At 52.1% G+C, this 19,858-nt stretch carries 14 protein-coding genes; 6 read left to right on the top strand and 8 right to left on the bottom strand.

From position 1 onward, the window contains the following. Positions 1 to 30: 30 nt before the first annotated feature. The 5 genes from Pla144_RS17170 to Pla144_RS17150 all read right to left on the bottom strand — a co-directional run bounded on the left by Pla144_RS17170 (position 31) and on the right by Pla144_RS17150 (position 6,225). Positions 31 to 2,733, bottom strand: coding sequence for a protein kinase domain-containing protein (locus tag Pla144_RS17170; protein ID WP_146451926.1), 2,703 nt, complete (start codon positions 2,731 to 2,733; stop codon positions 31 to 33). A 93-nt stretch (positions 2,734 to 2,826) separates the two neighbouring features. After that, the gene (locus Pla144_RS17165) at positions 2,827 to 3,117 is read right to left on the bottom strand and encodes a hypothetical protein (RefSeq protein ID WP_146451925.1); all 291 of its coding nucleotides are present in this window, start codon (positions 3,115 to 3,117) and stop codon (positions 2,827 to 2,829) included. A gap of 201 nt (positions 3,118 to 3,318) precedes the next feature. After that, on the bottom strand, positions 3,319 to 4,047 hold the full coding sequence (locus Pla144_RS17160) for an endonuclease/exonuclease/phosphatase family protein (protein WP_146451924.1): 729 nt from the start codon (positions 4,045 to 4,047) through the stop codon (positions 3,319 to 3,321). A gap of 54 nt (positions 4,048 to 4,101) precedes the next feature. Further along, entirely contained in the window at positions 4,102 to 4,950 is an 849-nt protein-coding gene (locus Pla144_RS17155; RefSeq protein ID WP_146451923.1) for an SDR family NAD(P)-dependent oxidoreductase, read from the bottom strand. Between the two features lie 39 nt (positions 4,951 to 4,989). Further along, positions 4,990 to 6,225: a phytanoyl-CoA dioxygenase family protein gene (locus tag Pla144_RS17150; RefSeq protein WP_146451922.1), complete on the bottom strand. Its 1,236-nt coding sequence runs from the start codon at positions 6,223 to 6,225 to the stop codon at positions 4,990 to 4,992. A gap of 196 nt (positions 6,226 to 6,421) precedes the next feature. Between Pla144_RS17150 and Pla144_RS17145 the strand changes: the two genes are divergently transcribed. From Pla144_RS17145 to Pla144_RS17130, 4 genes are all read left to right on the top strand, one after another. Next, on the top strand, positions 6,422 to 7,747 hold the full coding sequence (locus Pla144_RS17145; protein ID WP_146451921.1) for a VWA domain-containing protein: 1,326 nt from the start codon (positions 6,422 to 6,424) through the stop codon (positions 7,745 to 7,747). Between the two features lie 725 nt (positions 7,748 to 8,472). Continuing rightward, positions 8,473 to 9,303, top strand: coding sequence for a 3-deoxy-8-phosphooctulonate synthase (gene kdsA / locus Pla144_RS17140; protein ID WP_146451920.1), 831 nt, complete (start codon positions 8,473 to 8,475; stop codon positions 9,301 to 9,303). Between the two features lie 8 nt (positions 9,304 to 9,311). Beyond that, positions 9,312 to 11,354 (top strand): tetratricopeptide repeat protein, encoded by a 2,043-nt coding sequence (locus tag Pla144_RS17135; protein WP_146451919.1) that lies wholly within the window; start codon positions 9,312 to 9,314, stop codon positions 11,352 to 11,354. Positions 11,355 to 11,368: 14 nt separating this feature from the next. Then, complete coding sequence (locus Pla144_RS17130) at positions 11,369 to 12,343, top strand: bile acid:sodium symporter family protein (protein WP_146451918.1); 975 nt, start codon at positions 11,369 to 11,371, stop codon at positions 12,341 to 12,343. On the opposite strand, the gene Pla144_RS17125 is transcribed toward Pla144_RS17130, so the two are convergent. The 3 genes from Pla144_RS17125 to Pla144_RS17115 all read right to left on the bottom strand — a co-directional run bounded on the left by Pla144_RS17125 (position 12,309) and on the right by Pla144_RS17115 (position 15,134). Beyond that, the gene (locus tag Pla144_RS17125) at positions 12,309 to 13,040 is read right to left on the bottom strand and encodes a lysophospholipid acyltransferase family protein (RefSeq protein ID WP_146451917.1); all 732 of its coding nucleotides are present in this window, start codon (positions 13,038 to 13,040) and stop codon (positions 12,309 to 12,311) included. The two genes, Pla144_RS17130 and Pla144_RS17125, sit on opposite strands and share 35 nt — an antisense overlap. A gap of 142 nt (positions 13,041 to 13,182) precedes the next feature. Beyond that, positions 13,183 to 13,527: an SdpI family protein gene (locus Pla144_RS17120; protein WP_146451916.1), complete on the bottom strand. Its 345-nt coding sequence runs from the start codon at positions 13,525 to 13,527 to the stop codon at positions 13,183 to 13,185. A gap of 428 nt (positions 13,528 to 13,955) precedes the next feature. Next, positions 13,956 to 15,134, bottom strand: a complete 1,179-nt coding sequence (locus Pla144_RS17115; protein WP_146451915.1) for a hypothetical protein — start codon at positions 15,132 to 15,134, stop codon at positions 13,956 to 13,958. 894 nt (positions 15,135 to 16,028) lie between these two features. Here Pla144_RS17115 and Pla144_RS17110 point away from each other — a divergent pair. Together Pla144_RS17110 and Pla144_RS17105 are read left to right on the top strand one after the other, a co-directional pair. Then, positions 16,029 to 16,601: an RNA polymerase sigma factor gene (locus Pla144_RS17110; protein WP_197530769.1), complete on the top strand. Its 573-nt coding sequence runs from the start codon at positions 16,029 to 16,031 to the stop codon at positions 16,599 to 16,601. A gap of 40 nt (positions 16,602 to 16,641) precedes the next feature. Then, positions 16,642 to 19,689: a protein kinase domain-containing protein gene (locus tag Pla144_RS17105; RefSeq protein WP_197530768.1), complete on the top strand. Its 3,048-nt coding sequence runs from the start codon at positions 16,642 to 16,644 to the stop codon at positions 19,687 to 19,689. Positions 19,690 to 19,858: the final 169 nt, after the last annotated feature.

The raw sequence follows: 19,858 nt of genomic DNA, 5'->3' as shown, positions 1-19,858 counted from the left end.
CATATCTTTCTGTGCGAGAATTACCCATGATCATTGAATAGCCGGAGATTGCACAAGCACATTCCACCCGGCTAAGACGGCTTTTGATGTGTCGGTCAACACCTCATTGATGGTATAAGCTACCGGCTCGAAGACTCCCCAGTACGTGACGCCAGGATTGATAGAGAGCGGATCATGGTAGCCAGCTATGAAATGATCTTCACCTTTTTCCATGGCAGCAAGTACTTCTGGAGATACCCGGGGGGGGTGTTCCTTTTCTTTCCAGATGGGGAGTAGTGGGTGATTGAGAATTAGTCCGCGCTGCGGAGTTTTTGCTGATTTATCCAGCATGTCTTCTCGCAAGTCGACTAGCACAATGTCTTTGCCCTGTTGAACATTTTTGTTCAAGACCTCAAAAGCTCCTAGTTCTACCGACATCGAGAGCACAGCAATCACCTTTCGTGCTTCATCGGACGGTTTAGACCACACTGGGACCGAAAATGCAACCTTAAGCTTGCCAGTGGTGCTGCTCATATAGACAGCGGAAAGATTGGGGGACTGAATCGGCTCGATCGGCTTTTCACTGTCATTGGGAAGGTCTTTGCCCAACCCATGAAAATAATCGCGGTAGCCATAGTTTTCGAGAAAGCTGTCTTCGGGCTTCTTGGTTGCCCTCTCGACTAGTGGATGACGGGCGATCTGTATTCCTTCGATGTCGTTGATAAACCAGCTGTCCGAGGGAGCGGAATCCATGTTGTCTTGCCGATGCTCTTTGATCCACTCGGCCAGAGGGTAACTCTCAAGTTGAGTTCGGGCTTCTGTCGGGGAAAATTTTTGGATCATCTCAATGAGTTGGACATCAGTGGCGGCTTGTTGCAAGATCTCAAACCTCAATGTGAGAAAGTTGCCTATCGCATTGGCGGCCGTTTCGGCTGCAAGAGGCAAAGTATCTCTGGCTTGCTGCATAGCGTTGGCAATGGTTCGCTGTCTTGCTTGGTATGCCGTCCAGGAGAGTGCCGCAAAAGCACCAAGAACTAAAATGAACGGAAGCCCTCGTCGCAAGATCCAGCGACGAGTCGGATAGAGATGACTTGCCCTGGAAAGCCAAGTATCCATTCCCGCCCCAGAATCGATCCGCGTATAGCGATGTGAACTGTGCTCGCTGCCCGGTTCCAGGTATCCACGCACCAATTCCACCAGATCGCTCCCTACGCAGAAGGAAGTTAACTCCGCCGCAACCTCTGCCGGTGTGGCATAGCGATCTTCCGGCTTTTTGGCGACCATCTTTTCTATGATGTCCCACAGTTTGCGCGGTACGTTGTTCGTGCGAATGGGTGGAAGTTTGGATTTCTCGTGCGCTTTTTCAGGACGCAAATCAGAATCCATAAAGGGAGGCTTCCCGGCAAGCAGATGATAGAGCGTACATCCCAGACTGTAGATGTCCGCACGTATGTCTACACTGGTAGTCTTCCACTGTTCGGGGGACATATACATGCCGGTCCCCATCGCTTTGTTGTCAAATCGTGTCAAACGGTCTTGGGCATCTCCTGCCAACAGCGCCAGACCGAGATCGAGTATTTTAACGACCCCTTCCACGGGTTCATCATGTTCAGCAATAGCCGGTTGGCTTGCCACTCCATCTCCGTTGACAAGCGTAAGCATCAGATTTGAAGGTTTGATGTCTCGATGGACCATCTCGTTGCGATGGATGAATTGCAAGCCGCGTGCAGCCTGGCGGACAATCTCACATGCGTCCGGCACAGACAAGTGCCCCAATTGTTCGACCAGGTCGTGTACCGATACCCCCTCAATGTATTCCATCACCAAATAATGCAGTCGGTCCGTGGGGGAGGAGGAATCGATCGCGACGACAATATTCCTGTGCTCAAGAGCACCGACTGCTTTGATTTCCTGATAAAAGCGGCGAATGATCTCTTCATTACCAGCAGCAACGTATTGAGGTTTGATGACCTTAATCGCCCTCAACCGGCCAAACTGTGTATGACGACCTTTGTAGACATCCCCCATGCCTCCGCTACCCAGCAAGGATTCCAACTCGTAGTTTCCCACTTGCTTGAGCTGCAAGGTTGAAGCGACTGCGGAGTCCCGGCCACCGTGCTCTTGTCCTGCGCCCATCGTAGGGACCACAGTCCATTGTCGATCGGAGTGGCTTGCTGGCTGTTGACGTAACGGGCGCGGTCCGTGGTCGTCGTAAAGCAATTCGTGGACTTCGACATGGCCAATGCCTTTCAGATGACGTCGGCCATGGAGATGAAATGAAATCCCTTCCAGCCCGATGTCATCAAGAATTGCCATTACACTCCGAGAGACCAAGATTTGGCCTCCGGTCGCGTAGTCATTCAGGCGAGAGGCGTAGTCGACACTCTTGCCGACAAAGTTGTCAGGGGCCGTCGGATCTACCTGCGGCACCCCCACGTGCATACTAATGCGAACCTCGACCTGACCGCCCCCAGGCGTTTCAATCGGGTTCTCTAAGTGGCTTTTTTGAACCTCAGCTGTCCAAATAGCAGCCTGGATTGTATTGCTAAACACAAGGAAGTGGCCGTCACCCGCGGTTGAAACGACTCGGCCAGTCATCTCCTCCAAATGGGCTTCGATCCGCTCTCGATGCGGCATCAGAATCTGCTGGATGAACGCCATATCGCGTTCGGTCACGCTTCGGCCGATCATCTCGTTCTTGAGATCGACGCTTCGACAAATGTCGGTGAAAAGAAAGGTCTTAAGCTCAGCCATAGTATGAGGCGCGTGGCGTGTGTAGCGAGGCGCTAGTTCGCGGTAAACATCGCCGCAATAGTGCCAAGCGTCTGGCAGGCGATTGCGAATATCTCAAAAGCCGACCCATACTGGGGTAGGGGTGACAACCACGGGTGCCAAAGCTGTGCGATATCGTGTGACTGTGCCACCTAAGATAGGACGATAACGGGTACGGGCAACGGGCACACGTTGATAGGTCACCACGGGGGCAGGAGCAAAAAAGCTGGTCACTTGAACCGGAGCAGGTGCAACCCACACAGGCGCAGGTGCAAAGTAAGTCACATGAGCAACCTGGGCATGAGATTTGTCAACGACAGCTACCGCCAAGATACTACCAACGATCAGCATCAGGAATTTGTTCATGTTAAAGCTTCCTAATCCAAAAAAGGGAAAAAGTGGCTAGTCCTCTTCCATGCACGGTATTCCCCTATCCTACGCTAAGCAACCGTCGGCAACTAGGCTTCCGCACCGAGGAATTGTGTTTAGCTTTGTTCAGCCCAGACTCCCGATCTCTGGCTTCTCAATGGGTTCCCCAGCAAAAATGGGGATAAAATGAATTCGCATTTATTCCCGACATGTAAACTCCACAATCAGCGGCAAGTGGTCCGACGCCTCGCGTGCTAGAGCCGTACGACTAGCAAAAGCATGATGCACCTGCAGCGGCCCGCGGTAATAAATGCGGTCAAGCGGTCGCATCGGAAAGAGTGCGGGAAACGTTCGATGCATCCCACCAGCATTTTGGTAGCTGACGGGCTCTAGAACCTTTCGTCCCAGCCTTCCCCAGACATCGTTGAAGTCGCCGCCGACGAGAATCGGTGTATCTTTATGTGCATGGGCTAGCATGGGGTGCTTCAAAAGCCTGCGAAGTTGAATCGTCCGCTCTGGGCCAGCCAGTCCCAAGTGCATATTGGCCAATAGTAGGGAGCGTGAGTGATCGCCGACCGAGAGTTTGCAACGAGCCAGAAGGGCCTGCCGACGTTTCTTCAGTGGAATCGTCAAGTCACAGCTTTCGACATCGCTCAAGGGGAAACGGCTCAGAATTGCGTTCCCATACCAGCCTTGCTTTAGGTGCACATTCCGCTGAAAGGCCAAGTGAGAGAAGCCAAGTTCTGCGGCCAACATCTCAGTCTGATGGTGGTGCCGGGAGCGGGGAACGTCTTCATCGACCTCTTGCAGAAAGAGGATGCATGGCTCCAAGTGAGCGAGAGTCTCGATTATCCGCTCAGGCCGATACCGACGATCCCGTCCGCCGATTCCTTTGTGGATGTTATATGTGACAACGCGAAAATGCATGCCACGATGATAACCATTTGCGGCACCTCAGAGCCAGGACAGCGCAGAAATTTCCTACGCCGCATTGCGACGCTCTTCCTCGGTCGGAGGAGGAATCGTTTGCTTGCCAAATCGCTTTCGACTCAGATGATTAGCAAAATCAATAATGCCCGGGAAAAAACGTTTGGCGTAATATGCCAGCTTGGCGTAGGGCTGGACAACTACCAGGGCATCATCACGTTGGATTGCTTCTATCGCCCGGTCGGCGATCTTCTCGGGTGTTGTCAGCATCCAAGCCGGTGGTTGCTTGTGCGCGGCCAGATTATTGCCTCGCAATGCATTCGAGAACAAGCCAGTATCGACAAATCCTGGACAGAGAGTAGTAACTCCCAAGTTCGTGCGTGCGTATTCGGCGCGAAGAGACTCGCTGAGGCCGACCAGGCCAAACTTGCTGGCTGTGTAGGCTGCCAACTTGCGAGTACCTATGAGGCCAAAGAAGCTGGCGATATTGAGAATGTGGGCTTCAGGCCGCGACAGCAGGCTAGGCAACAAGAGTCGAGTGAAATGCAATGGGGCATGCAGATTGATTGCCAATAACCGTTCGCATTGCTCGGCACTCATCTCCTCGGTATGACCATAATAAGTGACTCCAGCGTTGTTGACCAATAGATCGAACCCACCCCAGCGACTGATGCCATGTTCTACACATGAAACAATTTCAGGGAACTGACTGACATCACATTGCCGCCCCACCGCGATGACTCCACGTTGGCGGGCGGCGGTAACCGTCTCGGCCAGTTGGCCGGGGTTGATGTCAAGGAGATAGAGATTCACACCTTCCTCAGCCAGGCGCAGTGCGATTGCCCTGCCGATGCCGGAGGCTGCCCCCGTTACGAGTGCAATCTTGTTTTGCAAGACTTGCATGTACGGTCTCCTGTTTCAAATAAGTTGATAAGTTGCCGATCACGCTGCTGAGCGATAGCGGTCTTCAGTCGAAGTCTTCTCAAGCCTTGCTGGTACCACGGTCTTGCTGAGATGATGGCGATCTTCACCTCGCAAGAGGGCCACCCCCCAGTTCTTCAAGTTGTATTTGCCACCATTGTAGACAGAGCGGTATTTCTCTTTGCCAGTTAGCACGGGAACATTCGTAGGTACGATTCGTAGATTGAATGCCAATCGATAGCGATCGGTCGTGTTCGCAGGCGAACCATGGATACAGCGCTCTGTGAATATGATGAACTGCCCGGATTTGACGGGCATGGTAACTACCCGAGCGGGATCACGGTCAAAATCGAGCGAGAAATTTGCCTTGTAGAAACCTTCTTCTCCCCCGAATTTTATTTTGTGAATTCGGTCGTGCGAACCACGTATGAACTGCATACAGCCATTCTCGGGAACGGCATCGTCGACAGCGACCCATACAGTTAGCTGAAACATTTCGTCCATGCGTGGCGGATAGATCGCGGGGTCGAGGTAATCTTCAACCATGAACGTACTTGCCTGATGAAATTGAATCGCTGGCGCACCAGGTCCTTTGTAGAAAAGTTGAGTCCGCCAGCAGAGTAGATCGGGGCCCAGAATCTGGGCGACCCGTTCAACGATTGCGGGATGATTCATGTGTTCCCAAAGCCGGGGCGACTCTAGATGGCGATCTCGTGGAGTGACGAAACCGTAAGTCTCGGAATTCGCGTTCTCAACGGCGAGCATTTCTTGTCGAAGCTGAGCCATCTCTTCTTTGGAAAAGGCATCGAACGGGCCAATAAACCCGTCACGATGGAATTGCGTGAAATCGTCTTCCGTCATACGAAATTCCGGCGCGACCTCCGCCTTGGGGAAATGTTTGCCAGAAGTATTAAATGTGCATGGCTCATCGATGAAGGCCTGAGTAAGGCCACTCTTGATGAGCGTCCAGAACATCGAGTAGTGCCAGTTTCTAACGATGGCACGCAAATCGCGGGGAAGAATTCTTCGCGGCAATTTGAGCGCCTTGTAGACGAGCAACATTCCCAGCACGGGTATTATCAACGCCCGCTGCCATAGGGGACGAACTTTGGGATGCATATTCATAGCAATGTCGACCAGAAACTCGTAGAAGAGTAGCGAACCAGCTTGGAACCAATTGGCAAGACTAGGGTCTTTTCCAGCAAATCCACTGTAGACCATCAAACCACCTGAGCATAATAATATTCGGGTTTTCATGGTTCCAAGGTGTAGGAATTCTGTTCCAAGATGAGATTCGGGCAGACAAGATGGCAACTTGTATCAAAATATGAGCAAAATCGACGAGGGAAGAATTCCTTCCTGCTAGCACTGCTGCTACAATCAAAATCTACGAGGAGAATAAGCAGTGAAGAGGCCTCAGTAACTGTATTTTTCCTCTTTTGAGTCGGTATTCATGATTCCCGATTCTGCCAAGAAAAAAATCAAATCGAACGACAAGGGTTTTCGTCTTCCGACCGATTCATATGCCTCAGAAAATGGGGTGGAGAAAGAAGATCTAGAGTCCTTTCGCTTTGAGGTCTCTGCGGGCGAGAAGCTTCGACTCGATGACGACGTTCCACGTTCGAAGGGATTGCGTCTGCGCGCGGATCTCCCCCATCACTCTGAACCTCACAACTCCCCTCTCGTCAGTGAACCTTCACTAACTGAAAACGCCAGGTTTCCCCAGCTTGAGGTGGCGGAGACGAGCTACTACCAAAAAAGAAGCGAGAAGCTTCCTGTCTGGGGCACGAGCTTTTTTATTCATTTGCTGGCCATGCTAGCTTTTGCCTTGTTCACGTTTTCAATTAACAAGCAGCAGGTAGATTTCACACTCACCCTAGAGTCGGATGCCACGATTGAAAATGAAATCGAACTCCAGGATATCGAGATCGACCCCATGGAGGAGATTGAATCTGATGTCAATCAACTAGCGAGCGAAATTCAAGAAGCATCGAGAGTAATGGCTAGTGAACTGAGTGCAGAAGTCGCGATTGCAGATTTGGTGAGCTTCTCTGGATCTCAGGAGATTGGCTTGGGAGAACTATCAGGATTATCATTCGGATCCCACGGCAACGGTCTCAGCGACATGCTCCCGAAGGCAGAGAAGCTCAAGGCCACCTTCTTCGAAACTAAGATCGAAGGACGCCGCATCGTTTTTGTGGTTGATAATTCTGGAGGAATGCGCGGTGGCGAATTAGAGACGCTCGTCGATGAACTTATAAAAAGTGTCGAATCCCTCACAACGGAACAACAGTTCTACGTCATTTTCTACAGCGATATGCTCTATCCGCTGTTCTATCCACAACCCGTCCAACGATTTGTCCCCGCCGATGATCGCTTTAAGAAGAGTCTTCGTCAGTGGCTCGAAACAGTAGAGTTTTGTCTTGGCAATGAAGTCGACAAAGCTATCGAAGCCGCCCAGATGATTCGTCCCGACGCGGTCTACCTGCTAACCGATGGCGATCTGGACAGTACCCGCGATCAGCGTCGCATGGCCTATTTGCTTAATTCTCAAGGGCGCAGATTTCCGATTCACACCTTCGGGATGGGAACCGGCGAAAAGGGGAGAGCAGCAGACAAGTTGCGCCAAGTGGCAGAGGCCAATCGGGGCATATTTCGGGCCGTGAAAGTCTCGACTGCCGCCAAAGATGCAGCCCTGGAAAAGAGGCGACCCTACCACGACAAAGAGCCCGGTGAAGTCTGGGGACTTAACGTCGGCGGCAAATGGGGAAGAAAGTGAGGCGCAAAAAAAAGCGGGCCTCGGACGAGCCAAATACACATTGACTTGATAAATCGGTCAGGGGCAATTGCACCGACGCACCACAGTTCGTCCGAGACCCCGCGGGCCAGTTAGGTTGAGATTCGAGAGACCCGAGGACCACTCGAACCGCTCCTAATATAGGGGCATACTACGTGCCAAATATCTCTTGGTTGGCATAGGACGTACGTGAAGACATGCCATAACCTTTTTCTATCAAAGCACTTAGCGTGAGACAACGACACCGATTTGATCCCTCAATTTAGATTTTTTTGCTAATTAGCCGGCAGGTTGAGTATTGCAAAACAAGTCAATTCTTCTGGAAATGCGCGATTATGCTATGACTCCACTGGCTCATTGCGTAATGCCGAAAAAACCCGCCAATCTGTCTCAAATCGAGAAAACGTCGACTAGCCTAATGTTATAAGCTATTTGTGAATAACAACTTACAACGACCCCGATCGATCCCAATGGTGCTGATCTTTGAATTCTTTTGTCGTGTAAGACTAAAGGAGAAAAGACGGCGAGACTCAAATCGAGACAACCCTTTTTGGCAGAAATCCGTGAATTGCTGTGAGAAGGAGGTCGAATTTTCTTCGACCCTAAATTAGGTCCGTGACAAACACTTACAGCGAGTAGTTCGTATGTGGAATAGGGGTTATATTGCTCCGAACTTAAGCCACCTCGCCTCCTTGCGGAAATAAGCAGTGTCCAACTACCCCGCTCAAATTGGTCCTCTCCTCTGTGGAAATGATCAGCCCTTGTTATGGATTGCCGGCCCATGCGTCTTGGAAGGTCGCGACTCAGCCTTGGAGATCGCCCTAGAGCTGCAACGCGTGGCTCGACTGCTGTCGGTACAACTCGTATTCAAGGCGTCGTTCGACAAGGCCAACCGCACCAGCAGCAGTGCCTATCGAGGTCCAGGGCTCTCCGAGGGGCTAAAAATCCTGCGTGAAATTGGCCAGACTACGGGACTGCCGGTAACGACGGACATCCATGAAGCACAGCAGGCCGCAGCGGTCGGTGAAGTCTGCGACTTATTGCAAATCCCCGCGTTCCTTGCGCGCCAAACCGATCTCCTGATTGCAGCAGCTCGCACAGGCAAAGCGGTAAACGTGAAAAAGGCACAATTCATGGCCCCTGGCGACATGCAGTACGTCGTGACCAAACTGGCAGATGCCGGTTGTGAAAACATCCTGCTGTGTGAACGGGGAACTTTCTTTGGTTATGGTAGATTGGTGAACGATATGCGTGCGATTCCCCAAATGCAGGCCTTCGGTGTACCCGTGATTTTTGACGCGACTCATAGTGTACAAGAGCCAGGAGGTCTTGGCGGAGCGACGGGGGGAAATCGTGCGATGGTTGAACCATTAGCCCGTGCAGCTTTGGCGCTCGGTGCGGAAGGGTTATTTACCGAGACCCATCCCAACCCCGAGCAATCACCTAGCGACGGACCCAATATGATTCCCCTTGGCCAGATTGAGACTGTTATGCGCAGGCTTTTAGCAATCCGGCAGGCGATTTCCCAAATTGCATGAGAGCCATTGTGAAGAAGTCTTACATCGTAGTTTTGGGAGCCATCGTCACCTCAATTGGTTTATTTGCCTCCGTTGGTTGCAAAGACAGCGACTCCCACTCGACGGGTCGCAGATCAGTCGGCCGCCAGGCGCAGGCTCGCCAGGACAATTTATCCGTCTTACTCGATACGGTTGCCAAGACTCTCAACGCGCTTCCGAACGAAACTGTTCTCGATCTTGTCCCGCCAGTGCCCATCCTGGATGACTCCACTAGTGCTGATGGCAACGAAGTATTGGCAATTCTTGGCGTGAACCCCCAAGATCCAGAGGGTGGCAATAACTTTCTGTCTGTTCCCGCCGGCAATGGCAACTTCAGGGGCTTGCGAGTCAAGGCGGGAGACATCGTACGGTACTTTATCGACTACGATGAAGAGAGCTACGAACATGGTGGGGGGGTTGAAGTTGATTACATTGAATTGCCGGTCCGACGACTCGATACCAACAATGCACAGAACGCACTGATTCTGGACGTTTCACTCGGTGGTCCGGTTGTTGAGCCTCACCGCATCGAGATCTGGCGATTTTCTGATCAGCGCATGAATGAGATTCGCCTGCGACTCACTCGCTACGTCCGCCAGCGCCGACCAGCCATCGCCTGGGAGCCTACCCCAGATGAAACTGCATTGGTGCAGTTGGCTGATCGTGCCAACCAATGGTTTCGCAACCTAAGACCGAGTCAAGTAACTTGGGAACTGAGCAAATTGATCGATACGCTCCCGGCAACCGTTCGCGATGCCGGATCGATCGCACCACTGCTGACCCCCGAGGCACTCCGCGATGGGCTTTTCGATTTAGCGGACATCCGCTCGCTCCAAGAGGCCATTTGGCTCCGCGATATTGCGGCTTGGGCGAAGCAGGATGCATACAAGAAAGTCGATATCGCCTTGGCGTTGTTCGACTGGACGATCCGCAATATCCAACTCGACGAATCTGATCAACCAGGAATCGTCCACCAGCCTTGGCAAGCGCTCATGTATGGCCACGGCTCGGCTGAAATGCGAGCGTGGGTTTTCGCGGGACTTTGCCTGCAACAGCAACTCGATGTGGTGATGCTCTCAGTCACAAACGAGAAGGAAGAATCCAAGTGGTGGCTCCCTGCGGTCTGGATCGATGGCGAATTTTACTTGTTTGATCCCCTCCTCGGGCTGCCGATCTTGGACGCTGAGGCGGAGCATATTGCAACCCTGAGCGAAGTGATTGCCGATCCGAGCCTTTTGCGCAATCTGGATCTCGATGACAAGCATCCGTACCCGATCACCGCGGATGACATGAGTCATGTCTCGGCTAGCGTAGTAGCGACGCCACTGCAACTCTCACGGCGGGCAGCCGCCTTACAGAACGCCTTGGAGGGCGAAGACTACGTTGTATTAGCGGCTCCCAGCAAAGGGCTTGTTGATTATCTGAAAGCACAAACAGAATTCACTGAGGTTGCGTTGTGGCCGTTTCCCTACGAACAGCGGTTGGCCGAAGAGGCGATGAAACGGCCGCAGCGGGAATTGGCAGCACAGCAAGTCTTAACTTTTTGTCAACGGCCGCGACTCTGGAAGGCTCGTGTGCTGCATTTTCAAGGTACGAAACCGATCCCCGTTTCACAGCAGAACGATCCACTTGCTCAACCCAATCTTGGCCACCGCGAGGCGATCCAGAATTACCAGCACACTGAGATTCGCACCCCTGACGCGGTACTTGATTTGTTTGATGCCGGCAAGCAGATAATCTATCGCTCGATTAAATACTCAGCCAGCTACTGGCTGGGACTTTTGAGTTATGATCTGGGCAAATTCGAAGTGGCGGAAGATTGGTTCCTCCGCAGGACTTTGGAGCCAAACCCCGATGGCTTTTGGACTCCCGGTGCCCAGTACAATCTGGCCCGCACGCTAGAGCAACTCGGTCGAACCGACGAGGCGATCACGATTTTAGAAGCTGACCAATCTCCTCAACGACACGGCAATCTGTTGCGGGCACGCAGAATAGCCGACACCGAGAATTCTGATTCATCCCCTGCGGAGTGAGAGCGAACCGCAGCGTGATTATCACCATTTGGAAACGCCACTGGTTCCTGCTTTCGTTGGGAGTCGTTCTGTTTACAGGAATGGCTTTTCCCGAAGCCTGCTCCGGATTTGCGTTCGCGATTCCCAAGAACTGGGTGATCGCGGTGGTACTCATGCTGATGGCCTTGCCCTTGCGGATCGATGCCATGTGGAACACCGTCCGGCGCCCAGGGCCTGCACTCCTGGCCGTGGTAATCAATGCGGTGGTGGTACCCCTCTTGGCTTGGCCGCTGAGCTACCTTCTGAAGGGCGAGTTGGCAATCGGACTGGTGATCGCTGCTGCAGTGCCGTGCACGATCGCGTCGGCCACGGTATGGACTCGACTGGCAGGCGGGAACGAAGCAATCAGCATCATGGTGACCGTAGTTACGAATCTGGCCTGCTTTCTCGTTACACCAGCATGGATTTGGCTCATCATTGGTCGCGTGAGCAAGACGGAACCATTTTCCGCCATGGCAACGCAGCTCTTAACGATCGTGGTGCTGCCGATTGTCGTTGCCCAGCTTTTGCGGTTAGTCCCGGTAGTCGCTGAATTCGCCACGGCGAGGAAGCCCCTCTTGAGTATTCTTGCCCAGGCGGGCCTGCTGTCGATTGTGCTGCTCGGGGCCGTGCATTCGGGCTTACAGCTTGCCGAACTTAAGGGACAACTGTCCGTTGTCGCCTGGCATCTGGTGTGGATGATGGTCTTGGCGGCGGTGCTGCACCTGTCGGCGTGGTTCTTAGGATATCGAATGGGGAACTTGCTGGGGTACGCGCCGGAAGATTCTTTGGCGGTGGCCTACGCTGGAAGCCAAAAGACCCTGATGGTCGGACTGGCGATCGCACTCGAATTCGGCGGGTTAGCCATCTTGCCGATGCTCGCCTACCATATAGAGCAACTCTTGATCGGCACTCTTCTAGCGGGTCGCTATCGGGTTAGCAATCTTCCAACCGAGCCCGAGCTTGATTGACTAACTCCTGCACTTGCTGGTGGGCAAGTTTCTTGATGTCAGCGGTATCCAGTTCTTCGTACTCTAGCGGAGTGCCGATTTCGACTGCTACCCGCAGTCGCTTCAGCCCTGCGACGCGCTTGATGTGAACCATGAATGATTCGGCCTCGAAATAGGCAGCATCGTTGTCGTAGGCGAATCCCATCGGCACGATTTGGGCATTGGAGCGGCGGGCGGCATTGAAAGCCCCATTGTGAAATGCCCTGACCTCGTCGCCGGGATACGCGGTCCCCTCGGGAAACATGGCAACCGCTTCGCCTCGTTCCACCACATGGGCAACTTCCTTCAGCACGGCCGCGCCGCTGCGACGTGATGAGCGGTCTACAAACAAAGTCCCGATCCGCTGGGCACCGCGGCCGATAACGGGCCAGTTCGCCACATCGTGGCGGCTAATGCAGTGGGCCTCGACCGTGGTTAACACCACAGGGATATCCATTCCTGAACGATGGTTGGCAATAAAGATACGGCCTCGGCCCGCATCATCGCGGCCTGAAACCAACCTACCGGGCTCAACTAGCAAACCGCGAGGTTCGACACGCACACCGAAAATCCACAAATTGATTCGTGCCCAGCGAGGCACCCAGCGGTTGATCACTCGCAGGCGATTTTGTTTGCTAGAGAACAGCAATTCTAGCTCGAAACCGATCCAACACAGCATCGTGTTGATCAAAAACAGAAAAACTCGCCAGCCGAATCTCAGAGAGTGGAGCAAGGATCAACTTTCGGCAATGGTTCGGCGAATCGAGAAATTTGGGGCAGCAAGATGGCGATCTGGGTCGCAGCGAGTATAGCAGCTTCCTCTAGTTTCGCCACAGGACCAGTGTGCTATGGACCAATATCAGCATCATCCCGACGGCGAATACAGCGAGATCAATGAGGGCGGCCTGGCTGACGCTATAGCCCAGGCGCGCGACCCAAGTGGCGACCCCGGCGACGGCGGTACCGACCAAGACCATCCATCCCCCGGCCACGCGATTCACGGCCATCCATTTCTGGGGGTTCACTAGGGTGGACCGGGTGCGGAAGCCATAAAGTCGATTCGGCGGGACCTTGCCAAAGTAGAGGGGCAACCCCAGGACGACCAGCAGTCCCCCAGCAATCAGGTAGACAAACAAGATGGCCGTGGGTGGATCGACTTGAAACATGGGTGGTCTTGAGGTGTTGTTTGGCTTTCGCGGGTGGAGCCACTAGATGTAGGGTATGGTGAAAAGTCAATAATTCAATAGGCGCGGGTGGAAGGATTAAGTGTTGAGTGATGAGGGTTGAGAGTAAAAAACAGGTCTGGAGGGTGGGCGAAGACGCAAGTTTTGGGGAAATCTCTTGGAGAGTGCCCACGCCTGACTGGAATCAAGGGGTGGGAATAGATAGTAGCTGGAAGTAGTTAGCTTTCAGCTTCTGTTCTCAGTGCCCAGCACAACATAGGTGCAAAAACCTAATAGGCGAGAAATTTTAGGCGTAAAAGTCGGAAGCGGCAAATCCAACACAATAGCATATTAAAAAAACCAGCCCCACGAATGGGGCTGGCAAAGTGAATTCCTAAATGCTAACTCGAACGCGACCGCCTACCATAAACTCAGGCTGAGGCTTCATTGTAACTATTGCGCTGGCCTCTGAAGCATAGTGCGCCGAGAACGCTCAAAGCCACAATGAGCCAAGTTGCTGGCTCAGGTACAGACACTAGACCTGGGTTGTCATCTCCTTCGTACTTATTCTTCCAAATTGCCAAGTCATTATCGTCTACCGAGTCATCCCAGTTCGCATCGCCATCTTCTAGCTTATGGCCCTGACCAAAACCGCGTTGCCAGGCGAGAAAATCTCGACCATCGACGTTGCCGTCCTGATTGAAGTCGGCTTCTTCGGGCGCTGCAAGGTTCGCAGCCACCATGTTCGCCGAGATGAATTGTCCCAATTCACCCACTGGTGGTTCTGGGAGGTCTTCGTCAAGGAAAATCGAGATCGGTTCATGCTCTTCGTCATAAGGACCTGTGTATTCGAAGTACTCATAGCGGCGGATCACGGCAAAGTTTCCCTCACCAATATCATCTTCCGCCTCATTTTGTTTACCAAGTCCTCCTTCCAGTAACTCCCATTCAGTCTCTTGCTCGCCAATGTTGTCAGGAATGATCCTGTTGTCTGACATCAATTCCATGAGGTCCACCGGCCGATCAATCTCAGTCTTGAAAACTTTCATCCAAATGGAATCGGGACGTTGCGGAATGACTTCGGCAGGTTCAGGCGCTTCAACAATTGCACCGAGTCGTGGTACCCCACCAGGATTGGCAACGTAATTCCAAGTAGGCGTGGCAATCGATTCGGGCATCGTGCCAATGCGTTGTCCGTTTTGGTCAAGCCAGTAAAAACGCGTTGCAGTTGGCTGCACTCCAGTTAATGAAAATCCAAAATGCTCACAACCCTCAGTTCCCACACAGGCGTGGCCATTGGTAGATTGTCCAATGGTATTCGCAGGCAGGTAGCCGCTAGTTGTAAAGTTGTAGCCGGAGTACGTGATGCGTGTCCCAGATTGCGCACCCTCTTGATAGTAAGTCCTTACTTCGTTGTCGTAATGAGATGGAAATGTTCGATAGAGATCCTCGACGTGAACTCCCTCTAACTCAATTTCGGCCCCGTAAGAATCGATTTCTGTTTCGTTATAAGTGTCAAAATTCGACAGTGTCCCGTAGATGGATGCATGCACTGTAGGACCTGCCAGAAGTAGCATGACTGTCGCCATAGAGGTCAATATTTTTTTCATGATCGTTGTTCCTGACTATAGTAGTTGGTAAATGAGAGTGAGGTTCTCACCCTGGAAAAAGTGACTGGGTTGGCCAGTATCTTCAAACGGATTTAGGCGTTATGCTGCAAAACAACAGGCGTCCGGGATTCAGAAGCCCAGACCGGTGTACTTCAAATCTGTCGTACGCAAAAGATTACGCAGCGAACTAAGGATGCACGTACGACTTTGCAGATTGTAGAACCCGCGTCGATCGGACTGAGATCACACTCTACGTCAACGACGTGACCAGAGAAATGGATCGCGAGCTGCCCCAAGTGTTGGACGCGATCCAAAATCATTCTGCGAATTTCCTCTGCAAAACTAATCTGATTGCTGGGGAACTGATGAACTTTTCTGAGGGGGAGTTGAGTATTGAAACCGTCTTCGGCGAAGGAGAATTTCTGACTTAGAACATGCAGATGCCATTCCGGACTAGCCTTTTCTTGAGAACTCTTATGACAAGCATTCAAATGAGACTGCATCTCACCCTCTCTCAAATCACAGTGGCGATGGAACCAAGGAAGGGGTGCACCTGTCTGCAACACGATGAGCATCCACAGCAGTGGGTTCGGAAATGCCAAGTAACTGCCCATTTTGATAACCAAAAGCAGGGATATTGATTGGAATGGAAAGATGCACATGATCTCCCCTCTGAACAGTAGAGTCCGTTTTATGCCACCGATCCGCCAAGGAAGTTAAACTAAATCAATGGCGTGGATTGCTTTGCACGGCGTTTCAAAAAATTGGGAAATTCAGGAACTTTCAGTCGGGAACCGTGACGGTTACCATGGAAGTATTCGACTATACTCTTCGTCGGGACATTAAATGGCCGCTTCACCACACGAAACAAAATCAAATCGAGGATCAGAAAATGTGAAGGTAGGCACTGATCACTCGTTGTTGCGTCGTTTTCAAGAGGGGCAACAAGATGCGGCGACGGCGCTCTACCTCCGTTACGCCAAGCGACTGCAAGCCTTGGCCAAGAAGCAGACTGCGCAAGCACTGTCACCACGTTTTGATCCTGAAGACGTCGTGCAATCTGTCTTCAGGACTTTTTTTCGACGTGCTTCCGAAGGATGCTACGAAGTCCCGGTCGGTGAGGAGCTATGGCAATTGTTGCTGGTGTTGGCATTAAACAAGATTCGAACCTTGGCGGTTCATCATCGAGCTCAAAAACGAGATGCCGGTCGGACCGTTGGAAACGTTGAGTCGGGAGAGGCGGTAGGGGTAACGGAAGATGCGATTCCCTATGAAACAATGCGAATGTTAGTCCAAGATTTGATCGCAACCATGCCGGCACCACAAGACCGCATGCTGCAACTGCGAATTGAAGGGCACGAAATCGCTGAGATCGCCAGTCTTACGTCGCGCTCAAAGCGCACCGTGGAGCGGACTCTTCAAAACTTTCGCCAACATCTCAATAAACTTATTGATGAGGACCAATAATACAGTGTCTACCGTCCCATCAACTACTGAAGATCTCTTGATGAGCTGCGTCGAAGCCTACGAAGAGTCTCGCCAACGCCAGGGAAATGCTGACTTTACGCACTTCTTGCCTCCACCTAACCATCCACTCTATGCAGAAGTTGCAACAGAATTGATGCGAGTTGATATGGAGTATTCATGGGAGAGTGGCGAGTGCCGGACGGTCGAAACTTATCGCCCAATTCTCCACGAGCTTTTAAGCGATTCGCAGGTACTAGAAGCACTTGCCTATGAAGAATATCGATTGACAGTTCAGTCTGGGCAGCGAGTGACTCCAGAACTGTACGCTCAGCGCTATGCGATTGACACCAGTTTATGGCGTGTGTTTTCAACTGATAACTCGCAAAAAAGTGATGCATCCCACGATGGTAGAGCATCAGCCACAATTCCAGGGTTTTTTGAGGAGGTAGGTCTCTTAGCTGACGAGGCAGTTGAGCTCCCTCAGTCGGGAGATTCCGTCTTGAACTTCCACTTGGAACGGGAAATCGGTCGCGGTGCGTTTGCCAGAGTTTTCTTGGCTCGGCAGGGCGATTTAGCGGATCGGCTGGTTGTATTAAAATTCGTTTCAGGAAGTACTCTCGAGCCCCAGCATTTAGCACGCTTACAGCATACGAACATAGTCCCTATCTACTCGGTGCATAGAGTGAATGGCTTGACGGCAGTCTGTATGCCGTTCATTGGACAACGTACATTGTCGGATGTTAACCGCACTCTAGAACAGAGCGACCGGTTTCCCCAGTCAGGTCAGGCATTCTTAAGTACGATTCGATCGCCCCTCGAAGACACGCTCAAGATCCCAAACACCGATAATGACAAATCACGGGATTCGCAATCCATTGATCTTGATACGAACGAGTTTGTATCGAAGAGACTCGCCACTCCTCAGAATTACGTTGACTGTATCATCCGATTGGTGTTGCAAATTGCGGAGGGGCTTTCCCACGCTCACCAACGCGGCATCGTCCATCGCGATCTCAAACCTGCAAATATCCTGCTGACAGAGGACGGCCTGCCGCTAATTCTGGATTTTAATTTATCCGCCGATATCGTGGTAAATGGTCGTGCCTCGCTGCTGGTTGGCGGGACCTTGCCTTACATGGCGCCGGAACATCTTTCTGCAATAGCCAGAGGAGGCAAGATTGGTGTCGGATCAGATATATTTTCTTTGGGGGTTATCTTTTTCGAACTGCTGACGGGCAAGCGCCCCTTTTCCGTCTTCGAGGGCACGTTTGAAGAAGTTGTCCAAAGGATGATCCTTGAACGCCGCCAACCATCCCCGTCGGCGCGAAATCTGAATCCAGCCATTCCTCGATCAGTGGATGCAGTCGTCTCCCGTTGCCTTGCGGCCGATCCGGCTTCCCGCTACCAGTCGGCTACCGATCTCTGCGAAGATTTGCGTCGACACTTGGACAACTTGCCATTGCGACATGTGCCAGACAGATCCTTGCCCGAACGAACAGCCAAGTGGGTCCGGCGACATCCACGTATTTCTTCCGCCAGCAGTGTGGCGACCCTGTCAGGGGCTGCACTATTGGCCTGTTTAGCAATAGGAATTCACTGGTGGGCCGAGAGCAAGTTTCAAGTATTTCAATCGACGTATCCGCTCGCTCGCACCGCTTTGAGCATTCCCGAAAATGATTCAGACTTGATCGCTTCGGGTATGAAAATCGTCGATAATGCACTCAGCGAATACGGGGTACTTTCGGATCCAACTCTGAGTCAACGACTGCAACTCATTGCATTACGTCCACGACATCGCATACAACTGGAGCAAGAATTTGGTGAACTCTTGTATCAGCTTTCTGAAGCGACGATTAGAAAAAATGACGCTGATGCCGCAGAATTTGCAGAGGCGTTGCGACTCAATTCGCTTGCCAGAAAGTACATTCTGCCGAATCAGCAGCCGCAAGCTTTCACGCTCCAGCAAGCCACATTGTTGGAAAAAATGGGAGACGTTGACCAGGCAAACCAACTTCGCACCTTGGCCATGAGTCGTGAGCCAGAGGGTCCCTTGGATAGCTCTTTGAAAGCTCAACGGCTCTTACTTGAGCAGGATTATGCAGAGGCTCTCCCACTGCTTAATGAACTGCGAGATTCCAGTCCCACCGATCCCGTTTATTGGCTACTACTTGGAAATGCAAATACTGGGGCATCGCGATTGCACGAAGCCGAAGGAGCTTACTCGACGGCTGCCGCTTTATTACCTGAGTCTTACTATCCATTTTTCAATCGTGGTTTATGTCGCTTTGATTTACATGAATTTGATGCGGCACTAGACGACTTTGATAAGGTGCTCGAACTCCAACCTGGTTTGCCAACTTGCTTGCTGAACCGTGCTCGCGTGCATGCTGCACTGGGAAATCACGATCAAGCAGTCGCTGATTTTACCGAGGCTCTCGATAAGGGAGCTTCCCAGACGCGAATTTATTTCCTGCGAGCCCGGTCGCTCTTTGCACTAGGCGATCAGAAAGAAGCTGAGCGCGACCTTGCAGAAGGCTTGCGGCTTACACCCACCGACGCAGAGAGTTGGGGGGCACGCGGCATTGCTCGATTGGTGGAAGACCCTCAAGCAGCTCTTGAGGATTTTCGCCAGGCAGTCACTCTTGATCCACGAAGCCTCCAGGCCTGGAGAAACATCGTACATGTAACCGCTGATCGTCTCAATCAACCCGAAGAGGCCTTGGCTGCTCTCAACTGCATGTTGGAACTTGATCCAAATGATCATTTCGCTCTCGCAGGACGAGCTGTGCTCTTTGCACGACAAGGAGATCGCCCGGCTGCTATTGCCGATGTCCAGCGCCTGCTGCAACTCACTCAGGAACCGACCTATTTGTTCCAAGCTGCCTGTGCACTGGCTCATACTTCCCAGGGAAATGAGGCCGACCGCACGACAGGATTGCTGATGCTTACCAAGGCCGTGATGCAGGACCCAGCCCTGCTTTCCCGTGCGCAGTCCGATCCAGACTTGGAAAATCTCCGCAAGTTGGATGCTTTTGAACAGATGATCCAGTCTGCAAGCCATCCAAGCTCGAAAATTTCGCCTAACTGATTCTGAGTTTCAATAACTTTGGCAAGCTAAAGAGGCGGTCGCTACATTGAATAAGGGGGAATTATTTTAAGTTTTGGGAGTGGATTATGTACAATGAGCGGAGGGATGTTTGATATTTATTGCGGAATATTTCTCCAATTGGCGGAAGGTACACGCCGATTCGGCTACT

The sequence above is a fragment of the Bythopirellula polymerisocia genome, from assembly GCF_007860015.1.
Classification (GTDB): domain Bacteria; phylum Planctomycetota; class Planctomycetia; order Pirellulales; family Lacipirellulaceae; genus Bythopirellula; species Bythopirellula polymerisocia.
This window is presented reverse-complemented; position numbering and strand designations above follow the sequence as displayed.